Source organism: Psychromonas sp. KJ10-5 (assembly GCF_055808325.1).
The window spans coordinates 623,861-647,384 of record NZ_CM147864.1 but is presented as its reverse complement, the minus strand read 5'-3'; the positions used below and the strand labels follow the sequence as shown (position 1 = coordinate 647,384).

Annotated in this window: 20 protein-coding genes; 4 read left to right on the top strand and 16 right to left on the bottom strand. The window is 39.2% G+C overall.

Features of this window, described 5'->3' with window-relative positions:
- Positions 1–22: 22 nt before the first annotated feature.
- Complete coding sequence (locus AC0L3W_RS03120) at positions 23–937, bottom strand: LysR family transcriptional regulator (protein ID WP_290038380.1); 915 nt, start codon at positions 935–937, stop codon at positions 23–25.
- A 92-nt stretch (positions 938–1,029) separates the two neighbouring features.
- Here AC0L3W_RS03120 and AC0L3W_RS03115 point away from each other — a divergent pair, with 92 nt between their 5' ends.
- On the top strand, positions 1,030–1,974 hold the full coding sequence (locus AC0L3W_RS03115) for a DMT family transporter (RefSeq protein ID WP_409439696.1): 945 nt from the start codon (positions 1,030–1,032) through the stop codon (positions 1,972–1,974).
- A gap of 141 nt (positions 1,975–2,115) precedes the next feature.
- Here the strand turns inward: AC0L3W_RS03115 and AC0L3W_RS03110 are convergent, their stop codons facing one another.
- The 4 genes from AC0L3W_RS03110 to AC0L3W_RS03095 all read right to left on the bottom strand — a co-directional run bounded on the left by AC0L3W_RS03110 (position 2,116) and on the right by AC0L3W_RS03095 (position 7,565).
- Positions 2,116–2,307 (bottom strand): hypothetical protein, encoded by a 192-nt coding sequence (locus AC0L3W_RS03110; RefSeq protein WP_290038383.1) that lies wholly within the window; start codon positions 2,305–2,307, stop codon positions 2,116–2,118.
- Between the two features lie 421 nt (positions 2,308–2,728).
- Positions 2,729–3,994: a serine hydroxymethyltransferase gene (glyA, locus tag AC0L3W_RS03105; RefSeq protein ID WP_290038384.1), complete on the bottom strand. Its 1,266-nt coding sequence runs from the start codon at positions 3,992–3,994 to the stop codon at positions 2,729–2,731.
- A 403-nt stretch (positions 3,995–4,397) separates the two neighbouring features.
- A complete protein-coding gene (locus AC0L3W_RS03100) occupies positions 4,398–6,701 on the bottom strand; it encodes an FdhF/YdeP family oxidoreductase (protein WP_409439697.1) in 2,304 nt (767 codons plus the stop codon).
- Between the two features lie 6 nt (positions 6,702–6,707).
- Positions 6,708–7,565 carry a formate dehydrogenase accessory sulfurtransferase FdhD gene (locus AC0L3W_RS03095; RefSeq protein ID WP_409439698.1) on the bottom strand — a complete coding sequence of 286 codons (858 nt, stop codon included), beginning with the start codon at positions 7,563–7,565 and terminating at the stop codon, positions 6,708–6,710.
- Between the two features lie 384 nt (positions 7,566–7,949).
- Between AC0L3W_RS03095 and ettA the strand changes: the two genes are divergently transcribed.
- Entirely contained in the window at positions 7,950–9,629 is a 1,680-nt protein-coding gene (gene ettA / locus AC0L3W_RS03090; RefSeq protein ID WP_409439699.1) for an energy-dependent translational throttle protein EttA, read from the top strand.
- A 284-nt stretch (positions 9,630–9,913) separates the two neighbouring features.
- Here the strand turns inward: ettA and AC0L3W_RS03085 are convergent, their stop codons facing one another.
- From AC0L3W_RS03085 to tyrS, 10 genes are all read right to left on the bottom strand, one after another.
- A complete protein-coding gene (locus AC0L3W_RS03085; RefSeq protein WP_290038388.1) occupies positions 9,914–10,552 on the bottom strand; it encodes a PEP-CTERM sorting domain-containing protein in 639 nt (212 codons plus the stop codon).
- Between the two features lie 241 nt (positions 10,553–10,793).
- Positions 10,794–11,972 (bottom strand): cytochrome-c peroxidase, encoded by a 1,179-nt coding sequence (locus AC0L3W_RS03080; RefSeq protein WP_409439700.1) that lies wholly within the window; start codon positions 11,970–11,972, stop codon positions 10,794–10,796.
- Positions 11,969–12,883, bottom strand: a complete 915-nt coding sequence (locus tag AC0L3W_RS03075) for a sterol desaturase family protein (RefSeq protein ID WP_409439701.1) — start codon at positions 12,881–12,883, stop codon at positions 11,969–11,971. The genes AC0L3W_RS03080 and AC0L3W_RS03075 overlap by 4 nt, the downstream gene beginning before the upstream one ends.
- The gene (locus AC0L3W_RS03070) at positions 12,873–13,859 is read right to left on the bottom strand and encodes a hypothetical protein (protein WP_409439702.1); all 987 of its coding nucleotides are present in this window, start codon (positions 13,857–13,859) and stop codon (positions 12,873–12,875) included. The genes AC0L3W_RS03075 and AC0L3W_RS03070 overlap by 11 nt, the downstream gene beginning before the upstream one ends.
- Complete coding sequence (locus AC0L3W_RS03065) at positions 13,856–15,256, bottom strand: di-heme oxidoredictase family protein (RefSeq protein ID WP_409439703.1); 1,401 nt, start codon at positions 15,254–15,256, stop codon at positions 13,856–13,858. Before AC0L3W_RS03065 ends, AC0L3W_RS03070 begins: the two co-directional genes overlap by 4 nt.
- Before the next feature lie 130 nt (positions 15,257–15,386).
- Positions 15,387–16,793, bottom strand: a complete 1,407-nt coding sequence (locus AC0L3W_RS03060) for an imelysin family protein (protein ID WP_409439704.1) — start codon at positions 16,791–16,793, stop codon at positions 15,387–15,389.
- A 143-nt stretch (positions 16,794–16,936) separates the two neighbouring features.
- The gene (locus tag AC0L3W_RS03055) at positions 16,937–17,809 is read right to left on the bottom strand and encodes an FTR1 family iron permease (protein WP_290038396.1); all 873 of its coding nucleotides are present in this window, start codon (positions 17,807–17,809) and stop codon (positions 16,937–16,939) included.
- Between the two features lie 3 nt (positions 17,810–17,812).
- Positions 17,813–18,229: a cupredoxin domain-containing protein gene (locus tag AC0L3W_RS03050; RefSeq protein ID WP_409439705.1), complete on the bottom strand. Its 417-nt coding sequence runs from the start codon at positions 18,227–18,229 to the stop codon at positions 17,813–17,815.
- Between the two features lie 451 nt (positions 18,230–18,680).
- Complete coding sequence (locus AC0L3W_RS03045; protein ID WP_409439706.1) at positions 18,681–19,430, bottom strand: hypothetical protein; 750 nt, start codon at positions 19,428–19,430, stop codon at positions 18,681–18,683.
- 11 nt (positions 19,431–19,441) lie between these two features.
- Positions 19,442–20,713, bottom strand: coding sequence for a tyrosine--tRNA ligase (tyrS, locus tag AC0L3W_RS03040; RefSeq protein WP_290038400.1), 1,272 nt, complete (start codon positions 20,711–20,713; stop codon positions 19,442–19,444).
- Positions 20,714–20,849: 136 nt separating this feature from the next.
- Between tyrS and mtnN the strand changes: the two genes are divergently transcribed.
- On the top strand, positions 20,850–21,545 hold the full coding sequence (gene mtnN / locus AC0L3W_RS03035; RefSeq protein WP_409439707.1) for a 5'-methylthioadenosine/S-adenosylhomocysteine nucleosidase: 696 nt from the start codon (positions 20,850–20,852) through the stop codon (positions 21,543–21,545).
- A gap of 14 nt (positions 21,546–21,559) precedes the next feature.
- Entirely contained in the window at positions 21,560–22,513 is a 954-nt protein-coding gene (locus AC0L3W_RS03030) for a cobalamin biosynthesis protein (protein ID WP_290038403.1), read from the top strand.
- 255 nt (positions 22,514–22,768) lie between these two features.
- Here AC0L3W_RS03030 and AC0L3W_RS03025 read toward each other — a convergent pair whose 3' ends face one another.
- Positions 22,769–23,383: an FKBP-type peptidyl-prolyl cis-trans isomerase gene (locus tag AC0L3W_RS03025; RefSeq protein WP_290038404.1), complete on the bottom strand. Its 615-nt coding sequence runs from the start codon at positions 23,381–23,383 to the stop codon at positions 22,769–22,771.
- Positions 23,384–23,524: the final 141 nt, after the last annotated feature.

Sequence of the window (23,524 nt, the reverse complement as noted above, 5' to 3'; positions counted from 1 at the left end):
AACCTGTGCTTTAATGGATTTATTAATGGCTTTGTAATGCCTCCGCTAAATAATTCACAAAGGCTTTTAGCTGACTGGGAATAAATTTCGACTGCGGATATTGTGCAATAATACCGCCTTGATAATTACCTAATGTCCTCCATTCAGGTAGCAATTGTACGAGTTGCTTTGAGTCAATCTCTTTAGCCACTGAGAAATCAGGAAACAGTGCAATACCAATACCTTGAAGTACAGCCTCTCTACGAATTTCACTATGATTAACAGTAAATGTGCCTTGAACGTTTATTTCACACACCTGTTTTTCATGTTGGAACTTCCATTGACGATCTTTTGTCACCTCACCGAGTACGATGCAGTTATGATCTTTTAATTCATTAGGGTGTACTGGTGTGCCATGTTCTTTTAAATAAGCAGGCGTTGCACATAATAGCTGTTTGCAATTACCTAATTTCTTAGCCACTAGCCCTTCTATTGGGCTATCTGTAATGCGGATAACTAAATCTACTTCATCGCCAATTGGGTCAATGATGTGATCAGCCACTTTAAAGTGAAAGGATACTTTTGGATACAGTTTTAAAAAATCCATGACCATTGGCATCAAGACTTGTCGCGACAATGCTTTAGGAGCAGCAATACGTAGCGACCCAGTAATATCAGTTTCATTAGATTGTGCCGCTGAAACAGCCATTTTGGCAGAGGCTAGCATGTCTCGACATTGTATAAAGACTTGCTCACCTGTAGGCGTCAAACGCATTTTCCTGGTGGTTCTTTCTAACAGCTTTTCTTCAATGGCGAGCTCTAAACGCGCCACACTGCGGCTGATTGATGAGGGTGAAACGCCAATTGCTTGAGCCGCTTGAGATAAGCTACCAGACTCCACCACTTTAACAAAAATAGCCATTTCAGAAAGAAGAGGAATCAATTTATTAATGTCCACAGCGCAATTATCCTTTCCATTTATTAGTATTGTTTCATATAAGTTAATTATTAATACTCTGCTTGTCAAAATCATTATTAAGAAGAGTCCTTATGAACACACTAAACAGTACAGTAAGCAACGCGGTAGATAAGCGTTCAGGTTTCATTTTCACCAAGTATTTGCCTAAATTTCCATTAACTGAAATGTTGTTACTATTGGTCGCTATTTTTTGGGGAACAAGTTATGGGTTAACCAAAGAGGCGCTTATCTTTACTAGCGTATTGTTGTTCATTGCCATTCGTTTCTCGTTGACCAGTTTATGTATGGCACCGATTGTGTTTAAGGAATATCGGGCAGGTAAGAATAAAGATTGGAAAGTGGCTATTCCAAGCGGTCTGATTTTGTCTGCTATTTTCCTATGTGAAGTTTATGGTATTTCACAAACATCAGCCTCTAATGCGGCTTTTTTAATTAGTTTGTCGGTGATATTAACGGCTTTTTTTGAACCTTTAATTAACCGTTCTAAGATCTCACCTTCATTAATTTGGTTGGCCCTCTGCTCTATTGTGGGAGTGTATTGTTTAACTCACTCTGGCTCTGCAACAATAACGCTCAACACAGGGGACTATTTCATTTTATGTGCGGCTACCTTGCGTGCTGCGATGGTCACTGTGACTAAGCGATTATCTGAAGGGAAAGATATCACTACCTCTATGCTGACTGCTATTCAGTCATTTATTGTTGCGATCAGTGCGCTTGTCTTATGCTTTTTAACACAGCCCTTTGCTGATATTAACTTACCAACAACAATGTCATTTTGGTTAACGATGACTTACCTTGTGTTGTGCTGTACTTTGTTTGCTTTTTGTATTCAAAACTACGCAATCAGAAAGATATCTCCTACTAAAGTCTCTTTATTGATGGGTAGCGAACCGTTATTCGGGGCTTTATTTGCAGTAGTTTGGTTGAATGAGTCATTTACTGTGTTGCAGATGATTGGCGGCGGATTAATCCTTGCCAGTGTGTTGGTGACTTCAATGAGAGCAAATAAATAGAAGTAGGTACGACATAATCATTAACAATATAGAGACTATGTCATTGCAAAGCAGTGTTAAAAATGATCGTACTTATCGGTTAACCAATGCCTTGGCTAGCTAGATTAGATAAGTACGATGCACTTGATGGTAATAACAGTTTTAATTAATTGACGCGGTCAATGCTTTATTTATATTTTGTTGTTCAATGATTTTGTGTGTATTTAATTGCTCATTGGCAAATCTAGGACCGCCACCGCCACCTGGACCACCGTGAAATAAAGGAGCACAAGCTGACATCCCTACTGTAGTCAGCAGCGTGACACTTAACACTAGTAATTTTGAATGTTTCATAAAAACCCCCGTTATAAAAATCAGATCACTTTCGCGTAACGTTTTAAGTGATGTCGAATAGACTAGATTAGCTATTTAATTGGTATAATACGCCTGCTTTTTTCATCTATCAATACAGAGGTAGTAATACCAATCGCAACAAATAGCTTTTAAAACAGTCCACTTCCTCCTTGTAAATTTGGTAAAGGAAATAGCCATTAAAGAATTAACATTTTTGGTTAATTCTCCGATAGACGATTAACCAAGTTAGCCGTCGAAAGGGTTAGTTTGCGCCTTCAATTGAATTGTTTTTCCAGTGCAAAAATTTAAATAATATATTTAATGTCTCTGTATAAGTGCATTGGACTCAACAAATTAAAGACAAAAAAAATCCGTGTTTGCTAAAAACAAACACGGATTCTTTAAAGCAGATAATTAACTACTATGCATACACTGGGTGTGCGCCACAGAATTTAGCTACTTTCACTTTTACTGCTTCAATAGTAGCAGCTAGTTTTTCTTCATCTTTAATTGCATCAAGCACGTCACAAATCCAACCAGCTAATTCAGTTGCATCTTCAGTGTTTGCACCACGGCGAGTGAATGCAGGTGTACCGATACGTAGACCAGATGTAACAAATGGAGAACGTGGATCGTTTGGTACAGAGTTCATGTTCACTGTGATGTGAGCAAGACCTAATGCTGCATCTGCTTCTTTACCTGTGATGTCTTGAGCAATCAAGTCAACTAGGAAAAGGTGGTTTTCTGTACCGTTAGATACGATTTTGTAACCGCGATCTTGGAATACTTTAACCATTGCTTTAGCGTTTGCTAAAACAGACTCTTGGTATGCTTTAAATGCAGGCTCAGCACATTCTTTGAATGCAACTGCTTTAGCAGCGATAACGTGCATTAATGGACCACCTTGACCGCCTGGGAATACAGCTGAGTTTAATTTTTTCTCAATTGCTTCGTTAGCTTTAGCAAGGATAAGACCACCACGAGGGCCGCCTAATGTTTTGTGTGTTGTTGTTGTTACAACGTCAGCAAATGGTACTGGGTTAGGGTAAAGACCCGCAGCCACTAGACCAGCAACGTGTGCCATATCAACGAATAGGTAAGCACCTACTTTATCAGCGATTTCACGGAATTTAGCCCAATCTACGATACCTGAGTATGCAGAGAAACCAGCAACGATCATTTTTGGTTTGTGTTCAACAGCTAAACGTTCAACTTCAGCGTAATCAAGTACACCAGTATCTGGGTTGATACCGTATTGAACAGCGTTGTAAACTTTACCAGAGAAGCTAACAGATGCACCGTGTGTTAAGTGACCACCGTGAGCAAGGCTCATACCTAAAACAGTATCGCCAGGCGCACACAAAGCAGCGTAAACAGCACTGTTTGCTTGAGAACCAGCATGTGGTTGTACGTTTGCGTAGTCAGCACCAAATAAAGATTTAGCACGTTCGATTGCTAGAGATTCAGCAACGTCAACGTATTCACAACCACCGTAGTAACGCTTACCTGGGTAACCTTCAGCATATTTGTTTGTTAATTGACTACCTTGCGCTTCCATCACGCGTGGACTTGTGTAGTTTTCTGACGCAATCAGCTCAATGTGATCTTCTTGGCGTTGAACTTCATCAGTCATTGATTTCCATAATTCTGGATCGTAATCAGCAATATTCATATCTCGGTTAAACATGTGCATCTCCTGGTAGGAATTTAAAGTATAAGTCAATTTGATGGTGCGCATTTTACGCAATCTTTACGCTATTGCATAGAGCAATGACGTGAAATATATCGTTACTCAACGTGAAGATTGGTAATAATGACAGTAAATAACCTCAGTTCTGGTTTATGGAAGCGAAACATCATATAAAATCAGATAGCTAAATCATTTAATAGGCAATTCTGCTAGTTGCGTGTAGTTCAGGCAAAGGTCAGATAAATTATTGAAACAATAACGGGTTATTGAGAAATAATTTAACGCAGAAATTCCTTTAAATAGCGGTGTTGGCTCGCTTTTCTTATCCAGTATTGAGGTTAATGGTTGGTTATTAAGTAAAAACCTAATAACCAACCATTTTTTTCGCACAATATAACGATTATACGATGCGTTGAGGCGCAGGATCACGTGCAGCGGTGATCACAATAGCTATCGATTTTGAATTTGGCGTAAATGTATAATCGCCATGGTTAGCCAAAGCCACTAAAGGGTTGGTTTCAGGATAGTAAGCGGCAGCATTACCCATTGGGATATCGTATGCTAATACCGTAAAGTTAGTCACTTTTCTGAGCACTTCATCACCCCATAACGCTTCAATATCGACTTTATCACCTGAGCTTAAACCAATGGCACTGATATCCTTTTCATTCAGCAATACAATATGACGGTCGCCACTTAAACCACGATATCTGTCACTGAAGCCATAAATAGTGGTGTTGTATTGATCATGTGAACGAAGAGTTTGCAATACAAATACAGGGTTTTTACTTAACGCGCGTTGCGATGCAGGCACGATTGCTTCAGGCAAAGGCGCACGATGAAATTGTGCTTTTTGATCATTGGTGTTCCATTTGTGCTCAGCTGCTGAGTTACCTAAATAAAAACCACCCGGATTCGCCAGTCGTTTGTTCATATCAGTGAAGCCAGGAATAGTTTGGCTGATTAAATCACGAATGCGATCATAATCTTCTATTAAAGCTAACCAGTCTACTGGTTCATTGCCCAATGTAGCATGGGCAATGCCAGCAATAATTGCAGGCTCTGAACGCATTTTTCTGATATCACTTTTCACCACACCTTGTGATGCATGCACCATTGAAAATGAATCTTCCACAGTGATTTTTTGCGGCTTACCCTGTTGTAAATCGATATCTGTTCGACCTAAGCAAGGTAGGATTAGCGCATTTTTACCCGGGTATAAATGTGTTCGATTTAATTTCGTGGCGATATTCACGGTTAAATCACAACGACTCATGGCTTGTCTGGTGACTTCGGTATCAGGCATGGCTGCAGCAAAGTTACCACCTAATCCAATAAACACTTTGCTGTCACCGCGTAACATCGCTTCTACCGCTTGTACTGCGTTATGGCCATGCGCTTGTGGTGGCGTAAAGTTAAATGTTTTTTCTATATTATCTAATAAGGTTTGTGGTGGTTTTTCATCAATGCCCATGGTGCGATCACCCTGTACATTTGAATGGCCACGCACTGGGCATAACCCAGCCCCTTTTTTACCAATATGACCAAATAATAATTGTAAATTGGCTAATTCGTTAACCGTTGCCACTGAGTGTTTGTGTTGAGTGATCCCCATCGCCCACGTGATAATCACGCGTTTAGCATCTTGAAAAACAGTCGCCGCTGATTTAATTTGATCTTTAGATAATCCAGATTGCTCAGTAATTAATGACCAAGGCGTGGCTTTAACTTCTTCTAAATACGCCTCTAAACCACTGGTATGTTTTTCAATGAATTTTAGATTGAATACACGGTCGCCATTTTCAATGGCTTGTTCATGGCGTTTTAGTAGCACTTTTACCATACCGCGCACAGCCGCCATATCACCACCTAAATTAGGTGTAAAATATTGGCTCGTCAGCTTAGTTGAACTCCCAAACATCATATCCACAGGCGATTGAGGGTTCGCGAATCGCTCTAATCCTCGCTCTTTTAAGGTATTAAAAGTCACAATATTAGCGCCACGATGTGCGGCGTGGTTTAAGGTATGTAACATACGAGGATGGTTTGTGCCGGGGTTTTGGCCAAATACAAAAATAGCATCTGCATGCTCAAAGTCATTTAATGTGACTGTGCCTTTACCAATTCCAATCGCTTGTTTAAGCCCAATACCGCTTGCCTCGTGGCACATATTTGAACAGTCAGGAAAATTATTTGTACCGAATTTTCTTACAAATAACTGGTATAAAAAGGCTGCTTCATTACTTGCACGGCCCGAAGTATAAAATTCAGCTTGGTGAGGACTTTCTAAACCATTTAAGTGTTTGGCAATTAATTCAAAGGCCCCTTCCCAACTTACCTCAGTATATTTATCTGTTTCGGCATCGTACATTAAAGGCACTGACAAACGACCTTGATCTTCCAAGAAGTAATCGGTTTGAGTGCGCAGTGTTGACACTGAATATTGGTCGAAAAACACCGGTGTTAAACGACGAGATGTTGCCTCCCAATTCACTGCTTTTGCACCATTCTCGCAGAATTTAAAGCGGTCTTTTTTACCCTCTTCGCCCCAAGCACAACCCGGGCAGTCAAAACCATGGTCTTGATTGGTCTTTAATAAATTTAATACATTTTTTGCGACATTTTCACTGTGCAACAAATGTTTACCTGTACTAACAAGTGAACCCCAACCACCAGCGGCACCTTTATATTTTTTAACGGTCATTATTGCCTACCTATTGATTTGATTAGTCTTTTTTAAACGAAAATCACCATGGTAGACATTGCAAGTATGGTCACTCACAAACCCTATTAAGGTGATGTTAAATTGCTTTGCAACAGCTACTGCTAGGCTTGATGGTGCACCAATCGCAACCACCACAGCCATTTTAGCGGCTACCGCTTTTTGCATTAATTCGAAACTAACTCGTCCACTGAGCATTAATATATTTTGTTTGTCTAATAAGTTTTTAGTGACCAATTCGCCAATTACCTTATCCACGGCATTATGACGACCTACATCTTCATGCACTGCTAAACATTGGTCTAACGTAAAGACACCTGCGCTATGCACGCCACCCGTTGCAGAGAATAACGTTTGCTGTTCTCTTAATTGAGAGGAGAAAGTCAGTACTTTTTGAATCGGCAACCATTCAGGTGCTTGGTCAATATTGAGGTCAAAGGTGTGCGCTAACTTTTTTACATCATTGGCACCACAAATGCCGCAACCAGAGTGACTAACAAATTGACGCGTTAATGAGGCCCAATCCAACACTACATCATCACTTAATAGCACATCACATTGGTTAAACTCTTCACTTTCAATAGATTTGATTTGAGTGCGATCTTGAATAATTGCATAGGAAAGCAGTAAACCAGTCACCAATAAGGCATCTTGCCCAGGCGTTCTCATGGTCACCATAAACGTTTTTTCTAATTGTTGCTGAGTGTCTTTACAAGTCCAATGTAATACGATGTTTAACGGATCTTCACTGATCACTACATCTTCACTCAAGCGCACATCAATATCTCCCTCGGGCATTAATCGATAACGTTGTCGATTAACATACTGATAGGACTTTGCACTCATTACTAACCCTTGATACTTTGATTTTTAAGAAGATTCAGGCTGATACTGATTATTAACAACCAGTAGGAGGATGATTCATAGTATTCAGCTTTATAACATATTATTCACAATTTTTTTAGGGGGAATGAGTAATTTTATTAAAAATAATAGTCAAAATTAATCAACAGGCTTCGCAGTCTGTTTTATAGAATATTAATGTGAGTATTAAGGTAACCTTAATTATTATCTATACCCAGTTTCTAATTAAGTGTTTTCTCTATTTCCATTCCCTTGCTTGTCCCTTTTCGCATTTTTGCTCACCTAAGCCACGCCCTTCTGTTGCTTGTTGTTCGGTAGATACTTACAATAGCTGGCAATTATTTTATTCATTATAAAGGATTCCCTATGCCTCAAGCATTGCCTGATAAGTTCATTTATTCTATGTCCCGCGTTTCTAAGGTGGTTCCACCTAAACGTACGATTTTAAAAGATATTTCATTAAGCTTTTTCCCTGGCGCTAAGATTGGTGTGCTTGGTCTAAATGGTGCAGGTAAATCTACCTTATTACGCATTATGGCGGGTATCGATCAAGAGTTTGAAGGTGAAGCGCGTGCTTTAACTGGCACTAAAATTGGTTACTTACCGCAAGAGCCTGTATTAGATCTAGAAAAGAATGTCCGTGAAGTTGTTGAAGAAGCAGTGTCTGAAGTGAAGTCAGCATTAACTGAATTAGATGCAGTTTACGCAGCATATGCTGAAGAAGATGCAGACTTTGATGCGTTAGCAAAACGCCAAGGTCAATTGGAAGATATTATCCAAGCCCATGACGGTCATAACCTTGATAACCAACTAGAGCGTGCTGCTGATGCACTTCGCCTTCCAGCTTGGGATCAACCAGTGAAAGTATTGTCTGGTGGTGAACGTCGTCGTGTTGCGTTATGTCGCCTACTGCTTGAAAAACCAGATATGTTATTGCTCGATGAACCAACTAACCACTTGGATGCTGAATCGGTTGCTTGGTTAGAGCGTTTCTTACATGACTATGAAGGTACTGTTGTTGCTATTACCCATGACCGTTATTTCTTAGATAACGTTGCGGGTTGGATCTTAGAGTTAGACCGTGGTTACGGTATTCCATGGGAAGGTAACTACTCTTCTTGGTTAGAGCAAAAAGATGAGCGTTTAAAACAAGAAGCATCACAAGAGAAAGCGCGTCAACGTCAAATTGAGCAAGAGCTTGAATGGGTTCGCTCAAATGCAAAAGGTCGCCAATCTAAGAGTAAAGCGCGTTTATCCCGCTTTGAAGAGCTTAATAATCAAGACTTCCAAAAACGTAATGAGACTAACGAGCTATTTATTCCTACTGGTCAGCGTTTAGGTGACCAAGTGATTGATGTCAATAACCTCACTAAATCATTTGATGGTCGAGTGTTAATTGATGATTTAAGCTTTAGTATTCCTAAAGGTGCAATCGTAGGTATTATCGGTGCCAATGGCGCGGGTAAATCAACGTTATTTAAAATGTTAGCTGGTACTGAGCAACCTGACTCTGGTGAAATAATTGTTGGTGAAACAGTTAACATGGCCAGTGTTGATCAGTTCCGTGATCACATGGATGACAAATTAACGGTATTTGAAGAAGTGTCTGGCGGCAGTGATATTATCCAAGTGGGTAACATTGAAATCCCAAGCCGTGCCTACTTAGGCCGTTTCAACTTTAAAGGTTCTGATCAATCTAAGATTGTCGGTGATTTATCAGGTGGTGAGCGTGGTCGTTTACACTTGGCTAAACTGCTTAAATCTGGCGGTAACTTACTACTACTGGATGAGCCAACCAATGATTTAGATATTGAAACCTTACGTGCGCTTGAAGATGCGCTACTAGGCTTTGCGGGTTGTGCTATGGTTATTTCCCATGACCGTTGGTTCTTAGACCGTATTGCTACGCATATCATCGATTACCGCGATGAAGGTCAAGTTAACTTCTACGAAGGTAACTACACAGATTACGAAGCATGGTTGAAGAAAACCTTGGGTGCAGCAGCAGTAGAACCAACACGTGTGAAGTACAAGCGTATTAATTAACCTCAATCAATACTGGATAAGAAAAGCGAATCGACACCGCTATTGATACGGATTTCTGCGTTAAATTATTGCTCAATAACCCGTTATTGCTTCAATAATTTGCCTTGAACTACGCACAACTAGCAGTATTGTCTATTACATGATTTAACTATCTGATTTTATATTATGTTTCGCTTCCATTAACCAGAACTGAGGTTAGTTAAGTTAAAAATAATAAGCGTAAAACAAAAAAACCATTCAAGTTGAATGGTTTTTTTATGTGCGAAGCTTTGTCTATGTAGAGGTTAGCTAACCTTTTTACGGCGGCTAATAGAAAAACCTAGTACCGCTAAAGCAAAAAGTCCCAACATAGCAGGTGCAGGCACTGCAACAGGAGCTGACACTAAAAAATTATTAACGATTAATTTTGATTTAAAAGCATTATCATTCACATTCAACACACCTACTGTGTAGGTTAATAAACCAGACTCAGTAGCAGTCCATTCAAAAGACCCCGTTGTCCAATCTGGTGTTGCTGTATCAGCAAGCCAATTTAGGTCACCTAAGCTTAAGTTAACAAAGGCAAAATCATTATAATATGAATTTGAATTTTCAGCGCTGTACCACAACCAATCAAATGAAAAGACTGAGCCGGTATCGACTGTGACACTATTTTGATATGCGGAGCCCGATACTGCGTTTCCTGTTGAAATGCTGTCGAAAGTACCTTGTTCAACACCTGCAAAAGTACTGACTTTACTATCACTCTCACCATCAATTGAATATATATATAAACTATCTTGATATGTTTTTACTGCTCCAATGGTATTAGATCCAATGGTATTGCCAGAGGTATGTTTGCCACTTGTTTTATGACTCATGACTGTTGCTTGTGCTGCCACTGAAAATAACAATGGTACTAATATTGAGATGATTTTTCTCATCAACCTTTCCTTTATAATTAACTAGGTAAAATCTACCCACAAAGAGCGATCAAGCAATAAGCAAGCCAAAAATGTAAAGTACTGAATTTAAATAGATTAGTTGTAAACAAAAAAATAAATGAAATAAAGTGTTAAGTAATTCGACACAACAGAGGGAAATAACGACTATAAACTTAATAATTTATAGTCGTTATTCTGAGGTTATTATCTGCCAGTATCGACTGGCAGATAATAATGATAACTAGTGAGCCGCTTGCTTCGCTTCCTCACGCTTTTCTTGCTTTTCTAATAACGGCTCAAATCGTTTATCCGTTAATATTTTCATAAAAGCAATCAATGCATCAATCTTACGGTCTGTTAATACTTGAGCTTTAAGATCCTCTAAGTCAACCGTTGCAGGTACTTCAGGTGCGCGCCAAGGTTTGCCAGTTTCTGGATTAATAGTGCGCTTAGGATTATTAAAGTGATCATAAAACTCCATCACGGTACGTAAATCTTTAAATACACCATTATGCATATAAGGTGCTGTTACGGCGACATTACGTAATGATGGATTTTTAAATTTACCATCGTATTTAGGATCGTCAACTGCTGGATTTTCTAGTAAACCATGGTCAATAAAGTCATCTTTTACGTGGCCTAATGCAATCAACTGAGCATTAGAAGGAACACCAATATTACGATATTGATGGTTAGTGAAAGGCTCTTTTTTACTATCTTCTGTTTTCAACATATGACAACTATTGCAGCTCACATTGTTATTAGAGAAGAATAAAGTACGCCCTAAATCTTCTAACACTGTTAGCTCGTACTCGCCTTTTAAGAATCGATCATACTTACTATCATAAGTTGCAAACTCATCAGTTTGTTCAAATGCTTGAATAGCACGGGCAAAACCATTAAAAGCAGGTAAAACACCATCTTCTTTAGCTTGCTGCTCAAAGACTGTTTCACCATAAATACGTTTAAAGTTATCAATGTAAAATGGATTTTCTTGAATACGCTGTACTACCGTTTCAGCATCAGGAAAACCCATTTCAACAGGGTTTAATGGCGGCCCCATTGCTTGATCAGCTAAGGTATTCGCACGACCATCCCAGAATTGCCCACCAACATATTCATTGAGCTCTTGATTAAAATGAAATGAAGGCGATGTATTGGCATAAGCGGCCATTGGCGTATTACGCGTGCCAAGAGATTTACTATCGTCACCCAGTGAAACCATAGTCAGTCCAATATTGTCACGGTGATCACTAAAGCTTGTTGAAGGCTCATGGCAAGTTGCGCAAGACATAGTTCTGTTCACAGAAAAGCTCGGGTCGAGAAACAAGATCTGCCCTAACTGTGCCTCTGTCAGTTGAGCAGCGTTCGCTTGATAAAAGCTCATACCAATGAAGAATAAATAAAGAAATTTTTTCACTTAAGTGTCCGTTTTATATTTGTCATTATATTAAAAAAGGGGCGAACCATAATTTTGCTAACACTATCAAAATCTTGTCTTTTACCTTCCCCTAAACCAAATTTTTGCACCGTAGCGGCATCCTTGGTTAGTCTCAATGAACCAAACAACCAATCCCATAAGGCTAATACGCTACCGTAATTTTTTCGCATACTCTCTTGTTGATGATGTACTTGATGTTGCGCTGGAGAAATCAATAATCGTTCCATCCAACCCCCATAAGTTAAACGAATATGGCTATGTCTTAGGTTTCCAGTAAAAGAAAATAAGGCAACTATAAACAGGTTACCACCTAATACAGTATATAAATCAACACGCGCACCAAAACAAAAGATGAAAATACCTGTCACCACACCTGCAACAATCGCGTTGCGCAACGCAAATAATAATATTTCTACCGGATGCAAACGGTAGAAGGTTAACGGGTTTAATGACTCGGCACTATGATGTACCTCATGAAACTTCCACAACCAACGATTTGTATGCATCAAGCGATGTAACCAATAACGACTCAAATCCCCTAATACAAATAAGCACAAGGTATAAGACAAGACGATATCGCGATAATACCAAGATAGAAACAGCGGTTCATAATTTGAGTTTAAATAATTTAAAACCCACAATGCGACCGTTTGGCCTGATAATAATAATGGAATAATTAGCAGTTTTTTTAACAGCCAATTAACCAAAAAATAGCGATAATCAAGTTTGGCATCAGCATTCAACCAATAGGCTTTCATGTTAGTAATAGAAAGCTTATGCCCTTGCCACACATACCAAACTGTTGCTATCAGCGCGCTAGCAATTAGGTAGCCCCAAAATATACGTTGGCTACCGTTTAAGAACAGCGCTAATGGAGAATCAATCGCCATCGGCATCGATTAAGTTAGCTGATACACCAATACGGCTCACTAACTCTCTGTAAAAGGCTTTTTGTACATCCAATAGACCTTGGAAGATTGGGATCATGTCATTCAGGTTAAAGTTATGGTCTGCCGGTGTATTGTTATACGCTTCTACTGATGCAGTCAGTGCATTTTGTACCGCTTTAATACCTTCACTACCGTGTTTTTCGTAAGCAATAGTCGCTACGTTAGGTTGCTTATCTTCCGCTAGTAGTTGTTGATTGGTTTCCAATACTCCACCAATGAATGCCCAAGATGCTTCACTGTATGGGAACTGTTGGTGTTCAGGTTTAGTTTCACCTAAGTTTGCCTTAGTTAACCCACTCACTTGAGCAATACGCCAATCACGAGTTTTGTAAATATGCTCAATTTGCGCATTAACCACTAACGATAAACCTTTATCAACGTCAAACAGGAACGCATCACGGTTTGCTTTGTAACCGTCGCTAATTTGCGTAAAGCGCTTACATACATTAGCAACCATTACCTCTGCAAACTCTTTTCTGCGCTCAGACCACTCACCGCTGAACATTACTGAATCAATAGCGGTCATGGTTTTGTAAGAGTTTTTGTACAATGCGGTCTGTGGTTTTGAATCACGGCCAATTAAACGTTCGATACTGGCATGAATATCTTCATTTCCACTGTGGAAAAAATCCACCATCAATGGGTAATCCATGGCATTCATGTCGTAACCGCCAAGAATGTAACTAGCTTGCACTTGCCCCCAGCCTTTTGCCAGTTGTTCGAATGCTTGATGACGTACTTCACCTGAGTCACTGTCTAATGCACCTTGTAAATCAGCACAGTATTGCACTGCGTTATCAGCATTTTGCTGAAGCACATTGTCATAAATAGAGGCATAAGGGTCTTTTTGCACGGCATGACTTAACATTGGTACGCTAAGTAAACAAATGCATGACAGATGTGTAAAAGTTTTCATAATTGCTCCAAAAAGTGTAGCAAGGCCAAGCGTTGCTCTTGGTCTAATTTAATAAATGTTAATTTCGCAGTTTCTGCTTCTCCACCGTGCCAAAGAATCGCTTCTTCCGGTGTTTTTGCTCGTGCATCATGTAAAAAACGATGTTTCGCTCTTAATCTAGCCCCAACACCCCATAAAGGTGCGGTACGATACTCTCTTTCTGTGGCTAAAAATTCCGGGCGACCGTCTTGTAATTGTTCACCCATATCATGTAATAACAAGTCACTGTATGGATGAAATTCAACGCCTTCGCTAGTTGTCATTGTGGCCCGATGGCAAGCGGCACAGCCTGTTTCTACAAATAGTTTTTTACCTTGGCGTCCTTGTTCATCCAAGCGCACCGTTTGTGGTGCTTTATGGTCACGGATAAACGCGCTAATCGCCTGTAAACGCAACATAGGTAAATCTAAACTACCAAGCCGCGTATTATCCCCTTTAGGCGCAGCTAAACAATCTTTTTGTGCAGGTTGACAACGTTCTTCGGTGAAAAAGGGATTTGTTAAGCCTAAATCATGAGCGGCTGCATTAGCCGTTTGATTAACTATGCCAGCGGCACTACTTTTCCAATTAAGGCGACCTAATATTTTTTCATCTTGATCTGGTGCATTTAACCAGTTTGCACGACCACTGATACCATCTTCATTTTCATCTGTTGGGTCTTCCCAAGCCAGAATATCTGCAACTGGGACTTGTTCAATTAATCTTAAACCAGCTAATGTTGGCGGCTGTCGTAAAGAGATGGTTGTCTCTTCTGCTAACGGACCATAAGCTAATTTATCTAAATAAGGTTTAAATTTGGTTAAGGTCAATGTCTGACCATCCGGGTAAGTAAATGGAACAGACTCCACTTTTAACCTAGTTTGTGCTTCAGGCATTACTTTGCCATTGCCTCTAATCGACACCTGTGATCCATAAACTGGGTCAGGTACATTATCGTGGGCAGGTGTATCGATATTATTAATTAACCAACGTGAAGCATGTTTGCTAGGTTGAGTTAATTTAAAAACTAATGCTCTTAGAGGTTGGTTTTTACTGCTCAGAGTAGGTGCACTGCCGTTATTTTCATGACAACTGACACAGGTATTGGCACTAAAGTGTGGACCTAAACCATCACGAGCAGTCGTTGCACTAGGTGCTTCTACCCAAGGGATAGTAAAAAATGAGCGGCCAAGAATATATTGGTCAAACTCTTTATCATTCATTTTTATTGGGTGTGAAAAAGGCTTGCTGCCACTGGCATCGCTAAACTCATCGGTATTAAACTTAGTGCTGTCAGCCTGCGCCATATTATTAAGGCTAAAAAACAAAAAAGCGCCGCGAAGAATATGCTTCGAGACCTTGGAATAATTACTTTTCATAGATCACTTTCAAAATGAATGGTATACCTTAAGGTGAACAGATAACGCAAAACGCCACCGACCGAATACGGTAAGTGGCGTTTGTTATTTCATGCTGGACTACATTGCTGTATTACAGCGATATAAGGTCTTATAGCTGAGTTTCTTCAACATCCGTTACATCATTTGTAGTCAGTGAAATACCGTAAGCTTTAGACACAACAACCATTTGGTCGCCTAAACGACGTAATTGGTTTTTAAGCGTTACAATGTTTTGAACACTTTCTTCGTTTTCTGGACGAATTTGGTAATCAAAGTGCATTGTCGTTGTTGCTAATGTATTGATAGTAGCAATACGTGCTTCAATGTCTGTCATTAACTCAGTAATAGCAGCTTGCTCTTCAGTTGATACGTTATCAATAAATCCAGGGCCTACTTTTTTACCTTTGTATTCACCTAGTAATACGTTTTTAATGCCTTGATAGTTCAATGCAATATCACGGTGCGTGTTATCAGAGAAACATGAATGCTCATCTTCTTCACTTGGTGTTAATACAGCAACAGCAATACGTTCGTTTGCTAATTCTGATTTAGAGAACACGCCAACACCAGCAAAGATTTGCTTAAGTGCAGTTGCTAGCTCGATATTTTTAGACGCTTGGTCACCCGTTAGTTGCTCTAGTAAAGCAGCGCGGTAAAGACCGTTATCACCACTTACTTTATCTTCCCAAGCACTTGCCACTACAGATAGATCATCAACCATTTTTTCAGCAACAGCACCAAGGTAAGCAAGACGACGCTCTGCTAATTTGTCTGTTGTGAAATCAGTTAGTGGGCGTTGACCTGCTGTCATTGCGCCATTGCTGATAGTGTCTTCAATCATGTTGTTGTAGTCTTGATCTTGACCCCAAAGCATGAATTCAATTGCATGGTAACCAGCTGCTACGTTTGCATCACCACCGTTAGTGTTTAACTCACCTAAAACTTCTGGTGTTAGTGTTGTTACATCAACCGCTGTTACGTCTTCACCACCTGGTGTAAACATACCTTGCGTATCGATAATATTACCACTAGTACGCTCATTATTTGCATTCACAGTGTAATCGATCATGTTTTCATCTAGTGGCCAAGAGTTAAGTTCACCTTCAACACCACCGTAAGTCTCAGCTACCCAACCATCTTCAGCATCAATTGGACCGTTAGAAAGACGGAAAATCTCAGTGGTACCGTAACTTTCACGAGAAACTAACCATGCGTCTTTTGCTGCTTGTAATGTTGCCTCTGTTGGCTCAGCAACAAACTCGCTAATCGCTGTTTGTAGTGCTTTTGCATCTTTTACTGCATCAGAGTAGTTAGCAGAAGCAATACTTGCATAAGTTGATAATGTTGCTAGTTTATCGCTCTTAGATAAACCTGTTGTCGCTGCTTCACTCGGAGCAGCTGCTTCTACTGCTGCAGGTGCTTCAGTTTGTGCTGCAGCTGGTTTTTCAGCTTCTGAGTTACAAGCAGAAACTAATAGAGCTCCTGCAATCACAGTGCTTAACATTGTCTTTTTCACTTTTATTACTCCTGGTTTTACGTTTAAACGTTAGGAGCTTTATTATTATCAATAAAGCTCAAGTTATTAATTGCTTCCTGCAACTATGTAAATTGTGTTCTGCAATTTGTTTATAAAAATTTACTACTAATATTTGTTACTGGTTAAGCATGCTCAGCCGTCACATATGCAACAGGCTCTAATTTAGCTTTTGTTTGCCATTTAAGAATAACGATCACAGCAACCCAATAAGCACCTAATACAGCTAAGTCCCAACCTATCGGCTGTGAACGATAGGCAAATAATGAGGCTAATAAGTTGCCAAATACTGAGCTATCGCTCAATACACTGCTCATATCCCAGATATTGCTGTATAACCAGCCCGGTAAATCAGTTGCAGCAAGCGGCCCACCTAATAGTTTTTCCGAAGCAGCCAAGAACAGGGCAGATCCAAGAAATAACAACATGATTTCAGTGACCTTGAAAAACCATTTCCACGAAATGAACTTGCCACCTAATTGCAATGCATAAAACAGCACCATGGCTAAGGCTAAACCAATAGCGACAGCACTAAAAAAGCTCACATAAGAAGCTAAAGTACCCAATTGTAAAAGCGAACCATATAGGAACATCACCGTTTCAGAACCTTCACGACCAACGGCAATCATCGCGAGGAAGAAAACACCCCACCAGCTTTTTTTGCCTTGTAAGCTTTTCTCTAATCCAGCTTCTAGCTCTTTCTTTAATGTACGTCCATGAACTCGCATCCACAGCACCATTTGGACAATCAATGCACTGGCAAACGTTAACATGCCGACTTCAAACCAAGCGCGGCTTTCGCCACCTAATAAATCTGATACACCAATTAACGTTAACGTTAATAACGCGGCTAAACCAAAGCCACCTACTACCCCTGCAAGCAACCATTTTTTACCTGTTGCTGCATCCGCTCTTCCATCCATCCAAGCATAAAGAATTCCGATCACTAAGAGTGCTTCAATGCTCTCTCTACAGACGACAAAAATTGTTTGTCCCATCTTTTAATCCTTAGCTTTAACTACTATTTTACCGTGTGTTGTTGGTGCGAAGTCATCAAAGTAATCATAACTACCCACATCGAGAGGAATAATCACTAATGTCGTTTCAGCGCCCATAAAGAGAACCTTTTCTTGACGTAACTGGTTACTTTCAAACTCAGCAGGTTTATTACCAAGATTACGTACTACCAGACGAAATTTAGTTTTTTCTGGTACGACTAATTCAGCTGGCGTTAACACACCATCTTTCATCTCAACAAGATAGGTTTTTAATTTTGTATAACGTGGATCATTCATTTCTACACTAAAACCATCAGCATCTAGTTGTGCTGTTTTGGCTGCTTCGCTAGCAAAGGCTGATGAGTTGATTGTCATGAGAGCAATAAATGAGGAAAGGAAAAAAATACGGGTGAACTTCATTAATAATGTTCCAAAAAGTATTAAGTTAAAATTGATTGATATAAATACAATAAACAAGAAATAACATATCAAATGATAATTATTTAGATTCGTATTGTGATTTATTTAACCGAACGATGTCAAGTAAATAGTACAAAGCGACTTATTTAATATGTTTGAAAGACTTATTATTTATTCTTTTTTTAAAATAAGTGCGCTTCGCGGCACCTACCAATAAAGTTTCAATGACGGGGTTTTACTAAACGTAGAGAGTGAATGAAAGGACTAATTTGTTGCCAATGTGCTCATAATTAAACCAGTGATAATATTTACACTATGCTAAAAAGTACTTTTATTTCAATATAATCCCCTCCTTTAATTACAAAAAAGGCCAGAAGCATAATGCGTCTGGCCTACTATTAATAATCGTTATCTGTTTAAAGGATAAGGTTATTTGATGAATCAACAAAGATTAAAAAGCGAAGGTTACATTCGCAAGGAAATCTTTATCATCATTAACACTTGCACTGATACCAAAAACATCAGAAATTTGAACACCAGCATCTAATGTCGCAGTCCATTCATTTAAGTCTTCGCCTTTAAAGCCATATGCATAAGTTGGTGTTACACCGACCCAGTACATGTGGTCAAATCGGTAACGAGTCGTTGCATCGAATTTAACGTAAGTTGTATCACTGAAATGATCGCCCCAAATAAAACCAACGCTTACTTTAGGGTGGAATCTTACTTTATCTTCCATGAATGGCAGTTTAGCGAAAAAACCGATTGAGTTGTCATTCAGGTCATCATAATCAGTGTGATCAATACGCATGTCTTCACTCCAACTATTATCAAATGCAACACCTGAATTAGAAGCAGAGTTCAAGATAAAATAGTTGGTTTCGTAATGCTCTAAATCTTCACGTGCTGCAAGTGTAAAGCTATGCTTATAAACACCGCTTAAGTAGCCACCATAAGTAGCCGATAAATCAACACCTTGATTACCGCCACCAATACTTGCGTGAGAGTAGATAGCCGTTGGATCACTCATATCAACCCAAGTACTAGGATCACTTTCTGTTTCAGTAAGTGGCACAGACTCTGTTACTGCAGGAGTATCATCAGAGAAAGTAACATCTTCATCTGCTGCGAATACCGATAAAGAAGAAAGACTTAACAATGAACCAACCGAAGCGGTTAAAACACATTTTTTTAAAATCATATGATTCTCTTTTATTTCCAAATAAATAGATTAAATAAACGTTTGCCGCGTTTAATTAACGTGTAGCGTGAGAATAATGCATCAGCTTTTGTAATAGTCGCTTCAGTATCGGTTATTTTCTCACCATTTACCATCACCGCGCCATTATTGACAAATTCACGAGCCATCTTGTTTGAAGCCGCTAACTCACAACTTGTTAATAGTTCAACAATTGAAGCACTATCATTATTCACATCCGTCGCTGGTAAACCATCTTGTGCTAATTGCGCAAGGTCAGACTCACTTAGGTTGCTTAAGTTCCCTGAAAATAACGCTTCTGTAATACGCTCTGCCGATGCTAAACCTTCTTCACCATGCACTAAACGGGTTACTTCACGTGCTAAGATGCCTTGACCTTGTGGGCGTCCTTTAATGTTTTTATCTGTTTCTTCAATTTCCGCAATCTGTTCGACGGTTAAGAAAGTAAAGTAACGTAGGAACTTGTAAACATCAGCATCTAGCGTAGTGATCCAGAATTGGAAGAAAGCATAAGGTGATGTTTTTGCAGGATCTAACCAAATGGTACCTGATTCAGTTTTACCAAACTTAGTACCATCTGCTTTAGTTACTAGCGGCATAGTTAGACCAAATACTTTCTCTTGGTTCATACGACGAGTTAGATCGATACCACCAGTAATATTACCCCATTGATCAGATCCACCAATTTGTAACGTACAGTTTTTCTCTTTATTTAATGCCGCGAAATCATAAGATTGAAGCAACATGTAGCTAAACTCAGTAAATGAGATACCTGCACCTTCACGATCAATACGTTGTTTAACAGACTCTTTTTGAATCATAGCGTTAACACTGAAGTGCTTACCAACATCACGTAAAAAAGAGATGCTGTCCATTTTACTGATCCAATCTAAATTATTTACCACTTCAGCTGCGTTATCTTGTTCGCCAAATTCAATAAAAGCACTTACTTGCTTTTTAATTGAATCAACCCAGTTTGCAACAATATCATCACTGTTTAATTTACGTTCAGCGGCTTTAAAGCTTGGGTCACCAATTAACCCTGTTGCTCCACCCACTAATGCCAATGGCTTGTGACCAGCTTCTTGGAAACGTTTTAAAATTAATAACGGTACTAGGCTACCAATATGTAAACTATCAGCTGTCGGATCAAAGCCACAATATAATGTACGACTTCCACTTGATAAATGTTCATGTAACTCTTCATCAGCGGTTGTTTGAGCGATTAAGCCACGGGCTTTTAGATCTTCTATTAAGGCATTCATTTACTTTTCCTGGTTTACTAGCAATAATTGGCTAGGATTTTACACAGTTACTCACCACAAAAAAACCTTAGAGTGAAGATATCGTCAACAATATGATAGCATTACACTTTTATAGGTATAACAAAGAGAAAAACAGATGAAAATAGGCATTATTGGTGCAATGGATGAAGAAATTAGCATCTTAAAATCAGCGATGAATAACGTTACTACAAGCAAAGTCGCAGGTTGCGAATTTTACCAAGGTGACCTTAACGGCAAACAAGTGATTTTAACTAAATCAGGTATAGGTAAAGTCGCTGCAGCTGTTGCAACGACATTATTACTGGATCAGTTCTCTCCTGATGTCGTCATTAACACAGGTTCAGCTGGCGGATACGACACGGCATTAAATGTAGGTGATATTGTTATTTCTACGGAAGTAAGGTTCCACGATGTTGACCTGACTGCTTTTGGTTATGAAATTGGACAAATGGCACAATTGCCAGCTGCTTTTGAAGCAACGTCTTCTTTAGTTGATATTGCTGAAGATGCGGCAAAAACATTACCAGGTTTAAACATCATCAAAGGATTAATCTGTACTGGTGACATCTTTATGGCTGACCCAGTAAAAGCAGAAGTAGCGCGTAACAACTTCCCTACTATGGCTGCATGTGAAATGGAAGCTGCAGCGATTGCTCAGGTTTGTTTCCAATTCTCAGTACCATTTGTCATTATTCGATCTCTATCTGATATTGCAGGTAAAAAATCTGAACTCTCTTTTGATGAGTTTTTACCTGTTGCAGCAAAAAACGCTTCTATATTAGTAGAAGCCATTGTAGATAGATTGAATTAATGCAATCCCTTTTAATGTTAATAGAACAGCACGCAGCCTTTTTCAGTTTTTTAACTGCGGCCTTGTGCTCGTTCTGTTTTTCATTACCTAGAGATCTAAATCCTCTTTCTGCTTTTGCACTTATTTTTCAACGTATCGCGCTCAAAGTAAATCGACCTGATCGCAATGATGGCTATAAACGACTAGCAAGCATGTTGGCGTTTTCGCTAATTTTCTTTCCCATTGTATTAATTATTAGCCAACTTTACGTTGTTGCTTTCAAGCCTTTTATCATTGATTTAGTCGCAATTTATTTACTGTTATCTTGGCACGATAAAATGCACGTATATAAACAGATAGACAACGACTTGCAATATGAAAGCCTAGCCACGGCTAAGTTGTTATTAGATAAGCTTACCCTTAGAGAAACAAAACCTTTATCCCAATTAGGCACACATAAAGCAACCATTGAGTCTTTAGTGTTACAGTTAACCAACGGTTGGTTTGCAGTAATATTTTGGTATTTAGCGACAGGCATATACGGCGCTCTATTTTATCAACTAATGCATATTTGCGGGCAACAATGGAATTGCAAGTTACCGCAATATAGCGCATTGGGAAAACTCCCCTCTTTAATTACAAGCTTATTACAAATTCCTGTGCATATTATTGTTAGTTTCACTTTTGCTTTATACGATAAACCAATAAAAAACTTATTTAAAAAGTTCAAACAGGGTGCTGATTGGCATCACTTTTCATCTGGTTTGTTATTAAGTAGCTTTGGTTTAAGCACGGAAACACAATTAGGTGGAGTACGTTTATACGAAGAACAGAAGATCACCTACGCCAATATCGGTTTTGACCAACAGCCAAGCGCACAAAAAGTGAGCCTAGCCATTCAACGTATTAGCTTAAGCGCCTGGTTTTGGTTGGTGTGTATTAGCGGATATGAATTCCTTCCTTTGATATTAGAGCATTTTAGTCAGTAGTGGGTAAGGTGGAAGGTTAAAGGTTAAAGCAGCACGCCTCTAAAACCTATTTCATCTTTTTCATCGATAAAAGAATGCCAAAGCGAAGCTACTATCCCCCTGAAAAACATAAAGTCAAAGCAAGCGCCCCTTTAATGATGTTTTGTTAGTTTATAATTACATAATCAAACACGTAGGCTAAAATAAATCACCAAGCATAAAAAAACCTTCCCTGTTACCAGAGAAGGTTTTTAAGCTAAAACCAATTAAATAAAATTATTTAATTGCTAGTAGTTCAACTTCAAATACTAATGTAGCGTGTGGACCGATTGCAGCACCTGCGCCACGTTCGCCGTATGCAAGACCAGCTGGAATAGCTAGTTTGTATTTAGCACCTGGAGACATTAATTGTAGTGCTTCAGTCCAACCAGCGATAACGCCGCCAACTGGGAATTCAGCTGGTTGACCACGTTCAACAGAGCTATCAAATACAGTACCGTCGATTAAAGAACCGTGGTAATGAACACTTACTGTAGATTCAGCAGTTGGTTTTTCGCCTTCGCCTTCAGTAATAACTTCGTATTGAAGACCAGATTCAGTGACTGTAACGCCATCTTTTTTAGCGTTTTCAGCTAGGAATGCTTCACCAGCTGCACCTAATACTTTCGCTTGCTCAGCAGCAGCAGCTTGCATACGCTCAGAGATTACTTGGAAAGCAGCTTGAAGGTCTTGTTGTGAAACTTTGCTTTCAGCGCCAGCGAAAGAATCAGCAATACCAGCAGAAACAGCAGAGATATCTAAACCCTCAAAAGGATTAGAAGCAAGTTGCTCACCCATTTGTAAACCGATACCGTAACTTGCTTGTTGCTCTTGAGTAGTATATTCAGACATAATTATTCTCTTATATAATTGAATTTTTGGGTTTCCCCATCGATGTTATTAATTATATGGGGAACAAAAATAAGATTTAAAGGGAAAAACCATAAAAAATTACATTTTATTTAAATAAATTAAAAAATCCCTTATAAAACA